A 14,833-nucleotide genomic window follows, 5' to 3' on the forward strand; every position below is an offset into this window, starting at 1 on the left:
AAGAGGTTGTTGAGCAAAGTGTTTAGTGTAACGTACATTGGCTGGCAGCCCAATCATTCCAGTGAGATGAAGGGGTTATTTGCCTTTTGCTTAACCAATCTAATGGTAAGCATAAGTCAGAAATCACGGAACAGCGGGGTTTTGTGCTAAATATTGCGTAATAAAGCGGCCACGAAGATGTGAGCTGGCGCACGCTGCAAATACAAATAAGAAAAATTCGCAACAAACCACTTTACACATGGTAGTGATAACCATTATCATCCATCTCGTTCTTTAGAGAATGCCTCCTCAGGGCAATCAATTCTCTTAAGAGCACGACATTGCTCACATTGCTTCCAGATCTACTTTATAGCCAGCCGGGTGCTGGCTTTTTTTTATCTGTAATTTACCGAAACCTCGTTGCTAACCTTATCCCTGAATCCCCAACTTCTTCATGATCCCACGCAGTTGGTGATAGGTCAGATTTAACAACTCTGCGGCCTGACGCTGATTGTGTCGGCTTTCTTGTAGCGCCTGAATAATGATCTGTTTTTCGCGTTCTGCCAGCCAATCTTTAAGATCGATGGGTAAAGACGGCTGCACCGTTTGAGCATCCCCTTGTAGGGCCGCAGGCGTGCTGGCCGAAGAGGGCAAGCTGGCTGTGTGATGTTTAAAAGGATTAATCACAATCGCGTCTAACAGCTCGGGTGAATCACCATGACGATAGACCGAACGCTCCACGACGTTTTTTAATTCACGGATATTGCCGGGCCAGCCATAGTCCAACAGCGTTTGTCGTGCGGCATCGCTAAAGCCGGGAAAGAACGCGAGCCCCAGTTCACCACACATCTGCATAGCAAAATGCTCAGCCAATAACATGATGTCGCTGCGACGCTCTCTTAACGGCGGCAGTTGAATAACGTCAAAAGCCAAACGATCCAGTAAATCAGCGCGGAAGGTACCCGCTTCAGCCATGGCCGGTAAATCGGCATTGGTCGCGCACACTAAACGCACATCGACCTGCAAGGGCTGGCTGCCGCCTACGCGTTCTAAATGACCATATTCAATCACGCGCAACAGTTTTTCCTGAATTAACATTGGCGCGGTAGCCAGCTCATCAAGAAAAAGCGTACCGCCGTCGGCACGTTCGAAGCGGCCTAAATGGCGCTTCTGAGCACCGGTAAACGCGCCGGCCTCATGGCCAAAAAGTTCGGAATCTAACAAGTTGTCATTGAGCGCGGCGCAGTTTAGCGACACGAATGGCCCCTGCCAACGGTTAGACAAATAGTGCAGACGATGAGCGATCAGCTCTTTGCCTGTCCCGCGTTCGCCAATAATTAATACCGGCTTATTCAACTTCGCCAGCTGCGAAGTCTGCTCCAGCACTTCAAGAAAGCTGTTGGCTTGGCCGAGCATATTTTCAATATTATCTGACATCGCAGGATCCCATTTAGTGAATTTCGCTATCTGTTGGCTAATTTCATCACATCACGATTTACCCATTAATGGCAATGATTTTTATTATTTCCTTATAAATCAATTTATTAGTTTTAATTTAAAAGTTGGCACGATAGTTGATTATGTATTTGCGAGACAGCAAACCATTTTAACAACGGATGTGCCGAACCAAACGCACGCCGCAACGCAAGAGTGAGGGTATTAACAATGGGTATTTTTTCTCGTTTCGCCGACATCGTAAACGCCAACATCAATACTCTGTTGGATAAAGCAGAGGATCCACAGAAGCTGGTTCGCCTGATGATTCAGGAAATGGAAGATACTTTGGTCGAAGTGCGTTCCACTTCCGCCCGCGCTTTAGCCGAGAAAAAACAGCTGATGCGCCGTATCGAGCAGGGTGAAACTCAGCTCAACGAGTGGCAGGACAAAGCCGAGCTGGCGCTGCGTAAAGATAAAGAAGATCTGGCGCGTGCGGCGTTAATTGAAAAACAGCGCGTGAGTGATTTGCTGACCACGCTGCGCCATGAGGTGAGCAACGTGGAAGAAACGTTGGATCGCATGAAGCGTGAAATCACCGAGCTGGAAAGCAAACTGACTGAAACACGCGCTCGCCAGCAGGCATTGGCGCTACGCCAGCAGGCTGCGGCCTCTTCTCGTGAAGTTCGTCGTCAGTTAGACAGCGGTAAACTAGATGAGGCGATGGCGCGTTTTGAGCAGTTTGAACGCCGTATCGATCATATGGAAGCCGAAGCTGAAACCATGGGCTTGGGCAAAAAGAAATCGCTCGACCAAGAGTTTGCCGATCTGAAAGCCGATGATGAAATCGGTCAACAGCTGGCGGCGTTAAAAGCCAAAATGAATCGTTCTGAATAAGCGCGATTTAAAATCAAATGACCGGCGTTATGGTATGGAATACATCCATAACGCCGGAGAAGGGAATAGACTGTTGCTAACGGCTGTAAACTAATAATAAGGAATTCACGATGGGCTACCTTTTTCTTGCCATCCCTCTGACTATTTTTGTGCTGTTTGTATTACCTGTTTGGCTGTGGCTGCATTACAGCAATCGCCAGCAAAATGATAGCGTCTTGCAAACGCAAGAAGTGCAGCGCTTAGCGCAGTTGAATGAAGAAGCACAGCGCATGCGTCAGCGTATTAGCGCATTGGAATCCATTCTGGATGCGGAGCATCCAAACTGGAGGGACGCTTAAATGACAACGCCGATGAGCGGTAAAAAACTGTATCGCATTCCTGAGCGTGGCGTGGTGAAAGGCGTTTGCGCAGGGCTGGCCGAATATATGGGCGTTCCTGTTGCTCTGGTGCGCGTGATGGCGGTGCTGTCGATTTTCTGCGGCCTGTTTATCATCACCGCCATATTGTACGTGGTGCTATCAATGACGCTGCCTACCGCCCAAGTTGCGGAGCTTAGCGGCGATCATCAACCGTCACCGCGTCAGCAAATGCAGGTGGTTACCACGGAACTTAATGAATGCGAGCAGCGCCTGCGTCGTTTAGAACGTTATGTGACCTCGGAAACGTTTGGCGTCAATAAGCGTTTCCAGAATTTATAGTTTTATTAATGACACGCTGGGGAGAAAACGATGAGTCAATTTAAACCTGCTGATATGCTGCGTGCAGGTGGCCGCAAGGCTCGGCGTCATCTGCCTGGCCTGATTAAGAACGGTTTGCTTTTGGGGCTGACTTTTGCTCCAGCCGGTATTGCCGCCGGTGTATTACGTTATGTAACGTGGCGGCCATTGCGCTGGCTGTTAATATGGGGCTTAGAGCCCTTATTACAGCGCGCAGTTCGTCAGGCAACGTCTCGTTATCGCCACGGAGCTGAAAAGCCATAACGGCTTCGTGTAAGGAGAGGAATGAAAAGGCTACAAAATGAATTAGTGTCTCTGGTTAACCGAGGTGTCGATTGCCATTTACGTTTGGCGGTGACCGGGTTAAGCCGGAGCGGAAAAACCGCATTTATCACTTCTCTGGTCAACCAACTTCTACATATTCACAGCGGCGCTCGTTTACCGCTGTTTTCTGCCGTGCGTGAAGAACGGTTACTCGGCGCAAAACGTGTACCGCAACGCGATCTTGGCGTGGCTCGCTTTACCTATGATGAAGGGCTTTCTCAGCTCTACGGTACGCCGCCAACGTGGCCAACGCCGACGCGTGGCGTGAGTGAGATCCGTTTGGCGCTGAAGTTTCGCAGTAATGATTCACTGCTGCGCCATTTTAAGGATACTTCGACGCTGTATCTGGAAATTGTCGATTATCCCGGCGAATGGCTGCTCGATTTGCCGATGCTAGAGCAAGACTATCTGAGCTGGTCGCGTCAGATGAATGGCTTATTGCAGGGGCAGCGTAAAGAGTGGGCCGCTGAATGGTTAGCGCTATGTGAACAATGCGATCCGCTGGCGCCGGCAGATGAAAAACAGTTAGCGGCAATTTCACAGGCTTATACCGATTATTTACTGCGCTGCAAAGAGGAAGGGCAACACTTTATTCAGCCGGGGCGTTTTGTGTTGCCCGGCGACTTAGCCGGTGCGCCCGCGCTGCAGTTTTTCCCTTGGCCGCAGGTCGAAAGTATGGGGGAATCTAAACTGGCTCAGGCCGATAAGCATTCCAACATCGGCATGTTGCGCTCACGCTACAGCTATTATTGCAACGAAGTGGTGAAGGGTTTCTACAAAGAGCACTTTGTCCGTTTCGATCGCCAAATTGTGCTGGTGGATTGTTTACAGCCGCTGAATAGCGGACCGCAGGCGTTTAATGAAATGCGTTTGGCGTTAACTCAGCTGATGCAGAGTTTCCATTACGGCAAACGTACGCTGTATCGCCGACTTTTTTCGCCGTGCATCGATCGCTTAATGTTTGCGGCCACCAAAGCCGACCACGTGACCGCCGATCAGCATGCCAATCTGGTGTCTTTGCTCCAACAGCTGGTGCAGGACGCATGGCAAAATGCGGCGTTCGAAGGGATTAGCATGGACTGCGCCGGTATCGCCTCGGTGCAGGCCACACAGAGCGGTTTAGTTGAGCATCAAGGGCAGAAAATTCCCGCGTTGAAGGGATATCGCCTTGCCGATGAGAAGCCACTGACCGTGTTTCCCGGCGAAGTGCCCGCGCGTTTGCCCAGCAACGAGTTTTGGCAGAAGCAAGGGTTCCATTTTGAAGATTTCCGCCCACAAAGTATGAACGTGGACAGCCCATTACCGCATATCCGCATGGACAGCGTGATGGAGTTTTTATTGGGAGATAAGCTGCGATGAGCGAACCGATAAAACCAAGAATTGATTTCGACCAACCGCTGGCGACCGAGCCGGAAATGGTGCTGAAAGCCAGCCAACAGTTTGCGCCACAGGACGCTGAAAATTTCCTCCCAGCCGAGCCAGAAGTACTGACGGAAGAGCAGGACGAAGGGCGCGCAGAAGGCATTATCAATGCGGCGCTGAAACCAAAGCGTAGCCTATGGCGGCGCATGGTGGGGGCTGGTTTAGCCCTGTTTGGCGTGAGCGTGATAGCCCAAGGTGTGCAGTGGTTTCATCAGGCATGGGTACAGCAGGATTGGATTGCGCTGGGCGGAACCGTTGCCGGTGGCCTGATCGTATTAGCGGGCGTTGGTTCATTAATTACGGAATGGCGGCGTCTGTATCGTTTACGCGAACGAGCGCAAGAGCGTGACGTTGCGCGCGATTTATTGCATAGCCACGGCATCGGGCAGGGTAAGGCGTTTTGTGAAAAACTGATGCAGCAGGCGAATTTAGACCAGAGCCATCCGGCGGTACAGCGCTGGCAGGCGTCGCTGCATGAAACGCATAACGATCGAGAAGTGGTCGAACTGTATTGCAAACTGGTGCAACCGGTGCTGGACGTTCAGGCTCGGCGTGAAATCAGCCGCTACGCCGCGGAATCGACCCTTATGATCGCTGTGAGCCCGTTGGCGCTGGTGGATATGGCATTTATCGCGTGGCGAAATATCCGCCTGATTAACCGAATTGCGGCGCTGTACGGCATTGAATTAGGCTATTTCAGTCGCATCCGCTTATTCCGCTTGGTGCTGCTCAATATTGCCTTTGCCGGTGCTTCCGAGCTGGTGCGTGAGGTGGGCATGGATTGGATCTCGCAAGATCTGGCTGCTCGTCTTTCAGCACGTGCCGCGCAAGGCATTGGTGCCGGGTTACTGACCGCGCGTTTGGGGATTAAAGCGATGGAGCTATGTCGTCCTCTGCCGTGGCTGGAAAATGACAAACCGCGTTTGGGTGATTTCCGTAAGGAATTGATTTCTCAGTTGAAGCGCGTTGCGCCGAAGAAGGGCGATCGGCCTTCAGTAGGCTAAATTAAAATGGAGGGGCTAAAATGTCCCTCCACTCTCTTTTCCCCGAATAATGCAAACCCTCATTCCAATATCCTAATTTCAGCCTGCCTAAATGGTTTGGATACACGCTTACGTATATTATATCGGTTGAATCTTATCTAATAAGCGCTCAGCGGATAGCCGTTTTCATATGAGACAAATATAAGGATGCAAGGTGAAGCAGAATAAATGGATATTTGGTGTGCGGCCAGCAGGCATTAGCCTCAATGGATGTCGATGAGTGTGAATGGTGGGCTGAAGGATGCAGCATGGCCAGCTACCCATTTTATGCCCCCGCGAATGACACTCGCAGTAATTTGCTCATGTTGGCCTCTGAACAACATCATTTTGCTTCGCCTTTCCGGCAAATTACCACCGATGAACGCAGCTACCGTGAAACGCCTTTTTATATTACCCGCCTTAAAACGACTGATGGTTTTGACGAAACAGGAAGCATTGTTATTCCTGTCGACGTGCAGGCGCTGATGGCGGACGCGCGTAAAATGAGTATTAATCTGGAGGGGGTATCACTAGAGCCGAGCTACACCAATATGGATGGCGGCCGCTGGGTGTCCAACAACCCTGCAACGTTACAGCGTTTTTTTAGCCAATTATTGGCGGATACGTCCCTGACTGATGAGCAGCGCCGCGCTTTGGCCAACGAACGCATTCGTTTGTTGCATGACGCCGAAGAAGAGAAACAGCAGGCGGATCAACCATTCCCCGCAGATTCGCACGCCCAGGCATTTCGTGATTATCTGGCGGGCATTGATGCCTTTTATCGCGGTAATTTCTCTGATGCAGAAGCAAAATTTATCGCGTTGAAGCAAAGCTCGCAATCATGGGTGGCTGAAACCGCGCAGTATATGCTATTTCGTATCGCGCTTAATCAGATTGTCGCTGATGCGGTAGATGACATGGGGATGTTTGATAGCGCGAAAAGCGATAAAGCGGCTGCCGCGCTGGCTCTACAGAGAGGGGATGAATACCTGAGTAGCTTCCCCGCGGGACTCTATGTTCAATCTGTTCAAGGGCTGTATCGCCGAATCAATTGGTATATTGGGGATTACAATGCGTTGGCTGTGGCGGGAGAAAAATCCATTGCTCAGGCTCCAACGCCAGAAGCGCTACAGTCGGTGATCAATGAACTGGATACGCGATTGCTGGGGAATCAATACCTCTAGCCACCGTTTATTGGTGAACCTAACAGCCCACAAATAACGTTTACTCAGGTGTTAAAACGGCTGCGTGAACATTACCAAACAGAAACAACGGCGACGCCGGTGACTGCAGAAGAATTGGCAAGTTATAAGGCACTCTTTGAGAAAGCAAATATGCTGCCTGCTTGGCAGTATTTGCAAACGGCATGGGCATTCTACCTGAAGCATGATTATGCCGGCGTACTCAGTGCTGCAGCACCCGAAGACAAAGATGCGCTAAATGATACATTGTTGTTCAGCCAACAGGTGCTACGGGGCCTTGCGATGCAAGGATTAGGGCAATGGTCTGATGCTGAAACCTATTGGCGGCATTTGCTGACTATCGATCATGCAGGGTTACAGCAGGCGTTTTTGCAATATCAATTGGCCAATAGTCTGACTCATCAGGGAAAAATTGAAGATATTTTTGCGGCTAGCAGCCCGGTGGTAAATCTCGCCTATCGTTCAAGCGTGTTGAAGGTGCTGGCGAGCCAAGAATTACTGCGTAAACAGGTTGAAACAGGGCAAAGTGCGGAAGAGCAGATTATCGCCCTGCATACGTTGTTGGCGAAGGAATTACTAAACGGTGACTATCAAGGATATTTACAAGATAAGCCCCGTACCGAACTGTTTAAGCAGCCCGTGCGTGATGATATGAAAGATGTCGCGCTTAGCGATTTCACTTGGGATGGCCGCAATGCGGAAGAGGGATATGTCTGTCATGCGCTTGATGACGTTGTGTCAACCTTGGCGCAGCGCCCAAAAGATGCTCGAGCCTTAAACTGTTTAGGCGAATATTTTCGTACTTCCAACCTCGTGATGCCTGATGGCTACAGCATCAGTATCGTCGCTGATTTAACCAAGGTTGATTCTCAATATGCCGATCGTTCGGTCAGTCGCTTAATGAATTACCAACGCGTGATTGGTATGCCTGATGCGCCCCCTGAAGATAAAAGCTATGCGCTTTACCGCGCGGTGATGTGCTACGCCCCGTCAGGCTATAACGATTGCGACGGGCAAGATATTGATAAAAATACCCGCCAAAGATGGTTTCTTCTGCTCAAAAATGATTATCCCGGCAGTGAGTGGGCGAACCGCTTGCGGTTTTATTGGTGAGTCTCTGGCGCTGGGGAATAATAGGGCTGATCCTGAGTCTGAGCGTACATGCTGATGAGGGGCGGGTGGACGCCAAGCGTTATCATGCATTTTGGTTATGGTCAGCCGTGCAACCTCAGCCGGTGCTAAAACAGGCGCAAATTTTGTACCTACATCAGGCTGAGATTATGCTTCGGCAGGGTAAACCCGTGCTACATAAGCGGGGTTTGCCTTATTCAGCGGTTAAAGTGCCTGAGCTCTGGATTACGGTGCGGGTGTCAACGCTGGATATCCCTGATTCGATGCTGAATGCGTTATTAAAACTGCGCCAGAATTGGGTTAAAACGGGAAGTCATGTGGTGGGTATGCAAATTGATTTTGATGCCAACAGCTATCGTCTTGATCAATATTCTGTTTTTTTGCGAAAGCTGAAAAACAAACTGCCGCCGAATTGTAAGCTGAGCGTCACAGGGCTATTAGATTGGGCTAAAACTGGCAGTATCGAACAGCTTAACCAACTTCCTGTTGATGAAATTGTGATTCAGACTTACCAAGGACGGCATACGGTTACGCGCTATCAAGAATACCTGCCGGCGCTACTAAGGCTTAAAATTCCCTTTAAAATCGGGCTGGCACAAAACGGTGTGTGGGATCTGCATTGGCAGCGCTATTTAGCAACGTCCCACCATTATCTGGGGGAGGTTGTATTTTTATTAAATGGGCAATAATAAAAATCGATGTTGTACATAGCGGTATCAACGACTGATAGGGAGCTCTTCTCTTGCTCCCCATTCGCTCCACGAACCATCATAAAGTGCCACGCCGTTGACCTGTAACGTGGTCAGAGCCAGAACCACCACCGCTGCAGTGACGCCAGAACCACAGCTAACAATAATCGGCTGTTCAAAACTCACGCCCGCCGCGGCAAAAATCGTTTTCAATTCTTCGTTTGGTTTTAATGCCCCGTCTTTGACTAAATCGCCCCACGGTACGTTATGGCTGCCGGGGATGTGGCCTTGGCGTAATCCCGCTCTTGGCTCGGCGACTTCCCCTCTAAACCGCGCAGCCGCACGTGCATCAACGATTTGAGCACTTTGAGTTTGGGTTGCCAGCAAAACGTCGTTGGCGTTTTTAATCACGCGTGGGTCGAGCTGAGCGCTGAAGGACGCAGGTTTAGGCGTTGGCACGCCGCTTTCTAGCTCGCGGCCCTGTGCTTTCCATTGATGAAAGCCACCGGCCAATATCGAGACTTTTTGGACACCGAAAGTGCGCAGCATCCACCACGCACGCGGGGCAGAGAACAGGTTTCCCTCATCATATACCACCAGATGTTTCTCCCGATTTATTCCCAACGCTTGCATATCAGCAGAGAATTTTTCGGCCGACGGCATCGTATGAGGCAATGGGCTAGCGTGATCGGAGAGGGCATCAATATCAAAAAACAGCGCACCGGGTAGATGTGAAGCGATAAATTCAGCATGGATATCGCGCAGATTTTCTTGTCCGGCGAGAGGCATACGTGCGTCGATGAGTTGAATATCATCGTCGTTCAAATGTGCTGAAAGCCAGTCGGCCGTAACGAAAAAGGTGTTTGTCATGGGAAATAATCATCCATTTAATCTAAGAAAATCTCATTGAAACAATATCTAAGCCGTTATTTATACCTCAAACGCTACAAGGTGGTAATCTTTTCCATCGAAGCGGAAGCGTGTGACATCGCTCATGCCAAGTCCTTGAATGTGGGCAACCAGCGAGTGTGGATTATCGTCGGCGATAAAGGCTAAACCCGCGTCGTATTTTCCATGCATATGCGATTTTACCGCGGCGAAGAGCTGAGAAAGCACGCCAGCGCCGCGAAAACGACGCGAGATGCACACGGGACCATACAGAAAAGGGCTGAGTTCGGTCATTGGACGTTGATTGAGCGAATGGGTTTCTGCCTGTTCAAGCAACGCATCAATCACTGGAGGGTGAGGTTTGGCGCAGGTCGCGGTCATACAGACGAATCCAGCGACGGTTTTGCCTTCAACGGCAACTAAAATGCCCAGTTTGCTGTTGATGGCTTCAAGCTGCGCTCGGCTCATTTGTGAAACGATATATCCCTGTTGGAGGTTTTCGGCATCCAGATTTTCAGGCGTGTTCAGTCGCTGAATTTCCAAAATGCTATCATAGTCTGTAGGGACGGCCTGTCGGATGATCATATGCTGCACTTCCCCTATTTATATCTAAAATGTGTGATGAATAGGTGATAAGATTCTGCTGTCTAGACATGATGATATAGGCATGATGCCTACCTAGAAGATAATTATATAGCTTGTAGTAACAATTGTTGAGGTGTCATTGCGCTAGTTTATAGTTAGCTAAGTTGTAAATCAGAAATGACTGGCTGGATAACAATAGAAAGATCTGTCAACTTATACTGACAGTTACTGTTTCAGTTGTCGTACAATCGCCATAATAACGAGCGTGATGTAGGGCAATTGGTTTTCTCTCGTGTATCTACACGTATGTTTTACACACCGTAATATGCAGATTAAGGTCAAAACTGATGCGCCTGGAAGTTTTTTGTGAAGACCGAATCGGCTTAACCCGAGAACTGCTGGATCTGCTGGCAGCGCGTAATATTGATTTACGTGGGATTGAGATCGATACCATCGGTCGTATCTATTTGAATTTTAATGAACTTGACTTCGAAGTCTTCCGTCAGTTGATGGCAGAGATTCGCCGCATCAGCGGTGTTACCGACGTACGCACCGTGCCATACATGCCGTCAGAGCGTGAACATCGTGCGATGTGGGCGCTGCTAGAATCACTGCCAGAGCCGGTTTTCTCTATTGATATGAAGGGGAAAGTTGAGCTGGCAAACCAAGCGGCGTTAATGCTGTTTGGTACCACGGAAGATAAGATCTGTAATCAAACCGCGGGTGGACTGATTGGCGGCTACAACTTTTTGCGCTGGCTGGAGAATGAAACCGTTGCTCCGCATGCCGAAAAAGTGGTTATTCGCGGTCAGGATTACCTGATGGATATCACGCCAATCTATCTGGGTGAAGAGCAGGGCGAAATGTCTGCGCCGGTAGGGGCGGTGGTGGTGTTGAAATCGGCGGTTCGCATTGGACGTCAGTTGCAAAACCTCGCGGTGAATGACGATAGCGAATTCGAGCACATTATCGGCGTTAGCCCGAAAATGCGTCAGGTGTTAGATCAAGCGCGTAAGCTCGCGATGCTAGACGCGCCTTTGCTGATTGTGGGTGATACCGGTACCGGCAAAGATGTGCTGGCTCGCGCCTGCCATCTGCGTAGCCCACGCGGTAAGCAGCCATTCCTTGCGCTGAACTGTGCAGCGTTACCGGATGACGTTGCTGAAAGCGAACTGTTTGGCCACGCCGCGGGCGCCTATCCGAATGCGCTGGAAGGCAAAAAAGGTTTCTTTGAACAAGCCAACGGCGGTTCGGTGTTGCTGGATGAAATTGGCGAAATGTCGCCGCGCATGCAAACCAAACTACTGCGTTTCCTCAACGACGGGACGTTCCGCCGCGTGGGTGAAGAACACGAAGTGAGCGTAGACGTTCGCGTTATCTGTGCGACCCAGAAAAACCTGATCGATCTGGTGCAACGTGGATTGTTCCGTGAAGATCTTTATTATCGCCTTAACGTCTTGACGCTAAATCTGCCGCCGCTGCGTGAACGTACGCAGGACATCATGCCGCTGACCGAGCTGTTTGTATCGCGCTTTGCTGATGAGCAGGGGATGCCAAGACCGCGTTTGGCGCCTGAGCTGAACGCGTTCCTCAGTCAATACGGCTGGCCGGGTAACGTTCGTCAACTAAAGAATGCGATCTACCGCGCGTTAACCCAGCTTGAAGGCTATGAGTTGCGTCCACAGGACGTTGTTCTGCCTGAGTTTGAAGCTGAAATGGCGCTAGGCGATGAAGTTCTGGATGGTTCACTGGATGATATTTGCAAGCGCTTCGAGCGTTCAGTGCTGACCCGTTTGTATCGCAACTATCCAAGCACGCGAAAACTGGCAAAACGCTTGGGCGTATCGCATACCGCGATTGCCAATAAACTACGCGAGTATGGCCTTAGCAGCCGGCGTCATGTGGAAACACACCCAGACGCAGAAGAGAACTAAAAAAAACGCGGTGCTGAAATAGCACCGCGTTTTTGTTTCTATCGTTACAACAATCAATATCGCAACAATTTTACTTCAGCGAAGCTAATGCCGCATCGTAGTTTGGCTCTTCGGTGATTTCGTTTACCAGTTGGCTATAGACCACGTTGTCATTGCCATCTAAAACGACCACGGCACGTGCGGTTAAACCAGCCAATGGACCATCGGTAATGGCTACGCCGTAGTCATGCTTGAAATCGCCGCCACGCAGGGTAGACAGTGTGATGACGTTGTTCAGGCCTTCAGCGCCGCAGAAGCGAGACTGAGCGAAAGGAAGGTCGGCCGAAATGCACAACACAACGGCGTTATCAGTCTGGCTTGCCAGCTGGTTGAATTTTCGCACTGATGCTGCGCAAACGCCGGTATCAATGCTTGGGAAGATATTCAGGATTTTACGTTTACCAGCCAGACTTGCCAGATCAACATCGGAAAGATCTTTAGCTACCAGTTTGAAGGGTTTGGCTTTATCGCCAGCCTGAGGGATTTGGCCTGCTACGTGCACTGGGTTGCCTTGAAAATGAACTGTCTGCGTCATTATGGTATTTCCTATTACAGTTAGTTAACACGAACTAGAGTTTACGCTAACACGATAACCTTGAATATACGAACAATTTTAAATATCTGCATATACCCTTCATACTTCATGCTGCATTTTTGTTAGCTGCATTCGCACACCCGAATCACTTACATAAGTAAGCTCATCGGGATGCGCTCACTTGCTGCCTCAATGCAACATGAATTATTTTGGGTATAACATTATGATGATATTGGCTAATACTTCAGCTATCTGCATCCTGCCTTTTATTAGCGCTAAGGAATAAGTATGAAAACAATGCGTTTTTATTCAGAAGTCTGGCCTTTGCATACGCCTTTTGTGATCGCTCGGGGCAGCCGAACCGAAGCTTACGTCGTCGTCGTGGAAATTGAACACGATGGCGTGGTTGGCGTCGGTGAATGTACGCCCTATGCGCGCTATGACGAAAGCGTGGACTCTGTGCTGGCGCAGCTTGCCTCGGTGAAATCAGCCATTGAGAATGGCCTTGATCGCCGTGAGTTATTAGCGCGATTACCCGCAGGCGCAGCGCGTAACGCGGTTGACTGTGCGTTATGGGATTTGGTGTGTAAGCAGACTAACACCACGCTGTGGGAGCAATGTAATGTCACACAGCCAGAACGTATTGTGATGGCGCAAACCGTGTCGATTGGATCGCCGGAGCAGATGGCCTCCACCGCGCTTTCTTTGTATCAGAAAGGCGCTACGCTGCTGAAAATTAAGCTCGACGATCATCTTATTACTGAGCGATTGATGGCGATCCGCGCCGCTGTGCCCGAGATGATGTTAATTGTTGATGCCAATGAGTCTTGGCAGGCCGAAGGATTAGCGGCGCGCTGCCAGTTGCTGGCCGATGTTGGGGTGGTGATGCTGGAGCAGCCTTTACCGGCGAACCAAGACGAGGCGCTAGCTCATTTCATTCATCCCTTACCGATTTGCGCTGATGAAAGCTGTCATACCCGTGATGATTTTGCTGCGCTAAAAGGTCGCTATGACATGATAAATATCAAACTGGATAAAACCGGTGGTCTGACTGAGGCAATAGCGCTGCGGTCATTGGCGCAGAAAGAGGGCATGGCGATTATGTTGGGCTGCATGATTTGCACCTCTCGCGCTATTCGTGCGGCTTTGCCGTTAGCGCCAGCGGCCAAATTTGTTGATCTTGATGGCCCTACGTGGCTGGCGCAGGATGCCAGCCCTGCGCTGAATTTCAGCTGTGGTGGCATTCAGCTTAACGTGCCAGCGTAAAACACGGATTATAAATCGTAGTCGATCAGCGCCAGCAGTGCCGGAAGGTATTTTTCGCTGGCGAGATCGGCAGAAATCGCGGGTAGCTCTAGCGTGATGCAGGGCAGGCTGAGGTCGGCACACCAGCTACCAAATGAGCCCGGCGTTTCATACCCTACGTTGCTCACTAAGGGCAGTTCAAAATCGGCGGAAAGTTGCTGTCCGAGCAGCGTTTGGTGCGGATCTTCCACGCAGGCCAAAGGCTCATGTAGCGAAACCACCCACGCCGGTTTTAAACGGCGAATGAGCTGGCAAAGCGCCTGCGTTTCAGGTTCAGAACCCGCCGCGTCGCCGGTGGATAATTTAACATCACGTTCGCTGCTGGCGCTGTTCCAGCGATATACGCTATGACCGGATAGCCAGTTAGCCGCGGGAAAATTACGATTGAGATCGACGCCCGCAGAATTTGCTCGTAGTCCTAGCTGACAGCCGTCAGGATTGACTGCCAAAATGACATGGTGGCGTTGTTGCATCGGCTGCAGACTGCGCAACGCGCAGGACAGGGCGATGACCGCGGTTGTTTCGTCACCGTGAGTGCCGGCAATAATCAGCCCGGTATCACGATCGGGCTGAACGGCGGGGAAATAAAGAAGCGGCGCACCGAGCAGCGAGTGTCCATAAGTGACCGCCGTCGCGCTAATTTGGCCGCGTTCGGAACGAGGGCGGATCTGTTTTACACCATTTCCCATGCAACAGGTTTCCCGTAATAGTAGAATAACGTTGTCATACTT

At 50.3% G+C, this 14,833-nt stretch carries 16 protein-coding genes; 11 read left to right on the top strand and 5 right to left on the bottom strand.

Features of this window, described 5'->3' with window-relative positions; genetic code table 11:
- Positions 1-408: 408 nt before the first annotated feature.
- Complete coding sequence (gene pspF, locus AB3Y96_RS10520; RefSeq protein ID WP_072307585.1) at positions 409-1,416, bottom strand: phage shock protein operon transcriptional activator; 1,008 nt, start codon at positions 1,414-1,416, stop codon at positions 409-411.
- 228 nt (positions 1,417-1,644) lie between these two features.
- On the opposite strand from pspF, the gene pspA reads away from it, so the two are divergent.
- From pspA to AB3Y96_RS10565, 9 genes are all read left to right on the top strand, one after another.
- Positions 1,645-2,310, top strand: coding sequence for a phage shock protein PspA (gene pspA / locus AB3Y96_RS10525; RefSeq protein ID WP_072307586.1), 666 nt, complete (start codon positions 1,645-1,647; stop codon positions 2,308-2,310).
- Between the two features lie 110 nt (positions 2,311-2,420).
- Positions 2,421-2,648 (top strand): envelope stress response membrane protein PspB, encoded by a 228-nt coding sequence (gene pspB / locus AB3Y96_RS10530; RefSeq protein ID WP_025801219.1) that lies wholly within the window; start codon positions 2,421-2,423, stop codon positions 2,646-2,648.
- On the top strand, positions 2,649-3,008 hold the full coding sequence (gene pspC, locus AB3Y96_RS10535) for an envelope stress response membrane protein PspC (protein WP_025801220.1): 360 nt from the start codon (positions 2,649-2,651) through the stop codon (positions 3,006-3,008).
- A gap of 30 nt (positions 3,009-3,038) precedes the next feature.
- Positions 3,039-3,290, top strand: a complete 252-nt coding sequence (locus AB3Y96_RS10540; RefSeq protein ID WP_040045045.1) for a phage shock protein PspD — start codon at positions 3,039-3,041, stop codon at positions 3,288-3,290.
- Between the two features lie 21 nt (positions 3,291-3,311).
- Positions 3,312-4,709, top strand: a complete 1,398-nt coding sequence (locus AB3Y96_RS10545; RefSeq protein WP_367299131.1) for a YcjX family protein — start codon at positions 3,312-3,314, stop codon at positions 4,707-4,709.
- Positions 4,706-5,776 carry a YcjF family protein gene (locus AB3Y96_RS10550; RefSeq protein ID WP_072307588.1) on the top strand — a complete coding sequence of 357 codons (1,071 nt, stop codon included), beginning with the start codon at positions 4,706-4,708 and terminating at the stop codon, positions 5,774-5,776. The genes AB3Y96_RS10545 and AB3Y96_RS10550 overlap by 4 nt, the downstream gene beginning before the upstream one ends.
- A gap of 218 nt (positions 5,777-5,994) precedes the next feature.
- Complete coding sequence (locus AB3Y96_RS10555; RefSeq protein ID WP_367299132.1) at positions 5,995-6,978, top strand: hypothetical protein; 984 nt, start codon at positions 5,995-5,997, stop codon at positions 6,976-6,978.
- 48 nt (positions 6,979-7,026) lie between these two features.
- Complete coding sequence (locus AB3Y96_RS10560) at positions 7,027-8,109, top strand: hypothetical protein (protein WP_367299133.1); 1,083 nt, start codon at positions 7,027-7,029, stop codon at positions 8,107-8,109.
- Complete coding sequence (locus AB3Y96_RS10565) at positions 8,106-8,816, top strand: DUF3142 domain-containing protein (RefSeq protein WP_367299134.1); 711 nt, start codon at positions 8,106-8,108, stop codon at positions 8,814-8,816. Before AB3Y96_RS10560 ends, AB3Y96_RS10565 begins: the two co-directional genes overlap by 4 nt.
- A gap of 27 nt (positions 8,817-8,843) precedes the next feature.
- Here AB3Y96_RS10565 and sseA read toward each other — a convergent pair whose 3' ends face one another.
- Positions 8,844-9,686 carry a 3-mercaptopyruvate sulfurtransferase gene (sseA, locus tag AB3Y96_RS10570; protein ID WP_367299135.1) on the bottom strand — a complete coding sequence of 281 codons (843 nt, stop codon included), beginning with the start codon at positions 9,684-9,686 and terminating at the stop codon, positions 8,844-8,846.
- Between the two features lie 60 nt (positions 9,687-9,746).
- Positions 9,747-10,289, bottom strand: a complete 543-nt coding sequence (locus AB3Y96_RS10575; RefSeq protein WP_072307592.1) for an N-acetyltransferase — start codon at positions 10,287-10,289, stop codon at positions 9,747-9,749.
- A gap of 347 nt (positions 10,290-10,636) precedes the next feature.
- Here AB3Y96_RS10575 and tyrR point away from each other — a divergent pair, with 347 nt between their 5' ends.
- Positions 10,637-12,223 carry a transcriptional regulator TyrR gene (gene tyrR / locus AB3Y96_RS10580; RefSeq protein WP_072307593.1) on the top strand — a complete coding sequence of 529 codons (1,587 nt, stop codon included), beginning with the start codon at positions 10,637-10,639 and terminating at the stop codon, positions 12,221-12,223.
- A gap of 70 nt (positions 12,224-12,293) precedes the next feature.
- Here tyrR and tpx read toward each other — a convergent pair whose 3' ends face one another.
- Positions 12,294-12,797: a thiol peroxidase gene (gene tpx, locus AB3Y96_RS10585; RefSeq protein WP_072307594.1), complete on the bottom strand. Its 504-nt coding sequence runs from the start codon at positions 12,795-12,797 to the stop codon at positions 12,294-12,296.
- Between the two features lie 288 nt (positions 12,798-13,085).
- Here tpx and ycjG point away from each other — a divergent pair, with 288 nt between their 5' ends.
- Positions 13,086-14,063 (top strand): L-Ala-D/L-Glu epimerase, encoded by a 978-nt coding sequence (ycjG, locus tag AB3Y96_RS10590; RefSeq protein WP_367299136.1) that lies wholly within the window; start codon positions 13,086-13,088, stop codon positions 14,061-14,063.
- A gap of 8 nt (positions 14,064-14,071) precedes the next feature.
- Here ycjG and mpaA read toward each other — a convergent pair whose 3' ends face one another.
- Positions 14,072-14,791 carry a murein tripeptide amidase MpaA gene (mpaA, locus tag AB3Y96_RS10595; RefSeq protein WP_367299137.1) on the bottom strand — a complete coding sequence of 240 codons (720 nt, stop codon included), beginning with the start codon at positions 14,789-14,791 and terminating at the stop codon, positions 14,072-14,074.
- Between the last annotated feature and the right edge of the window lie 42 nt (positions 14,792-14,833).

Source organism: Hafnia alvei, assembly GCF_964063325.1.
GTDB lineage: Bacteria > Pseudomonadota > Gammaproteobacteria > Enterobacterales > Enterobacteriaceae > Hafnia > Hafnia alvei_B.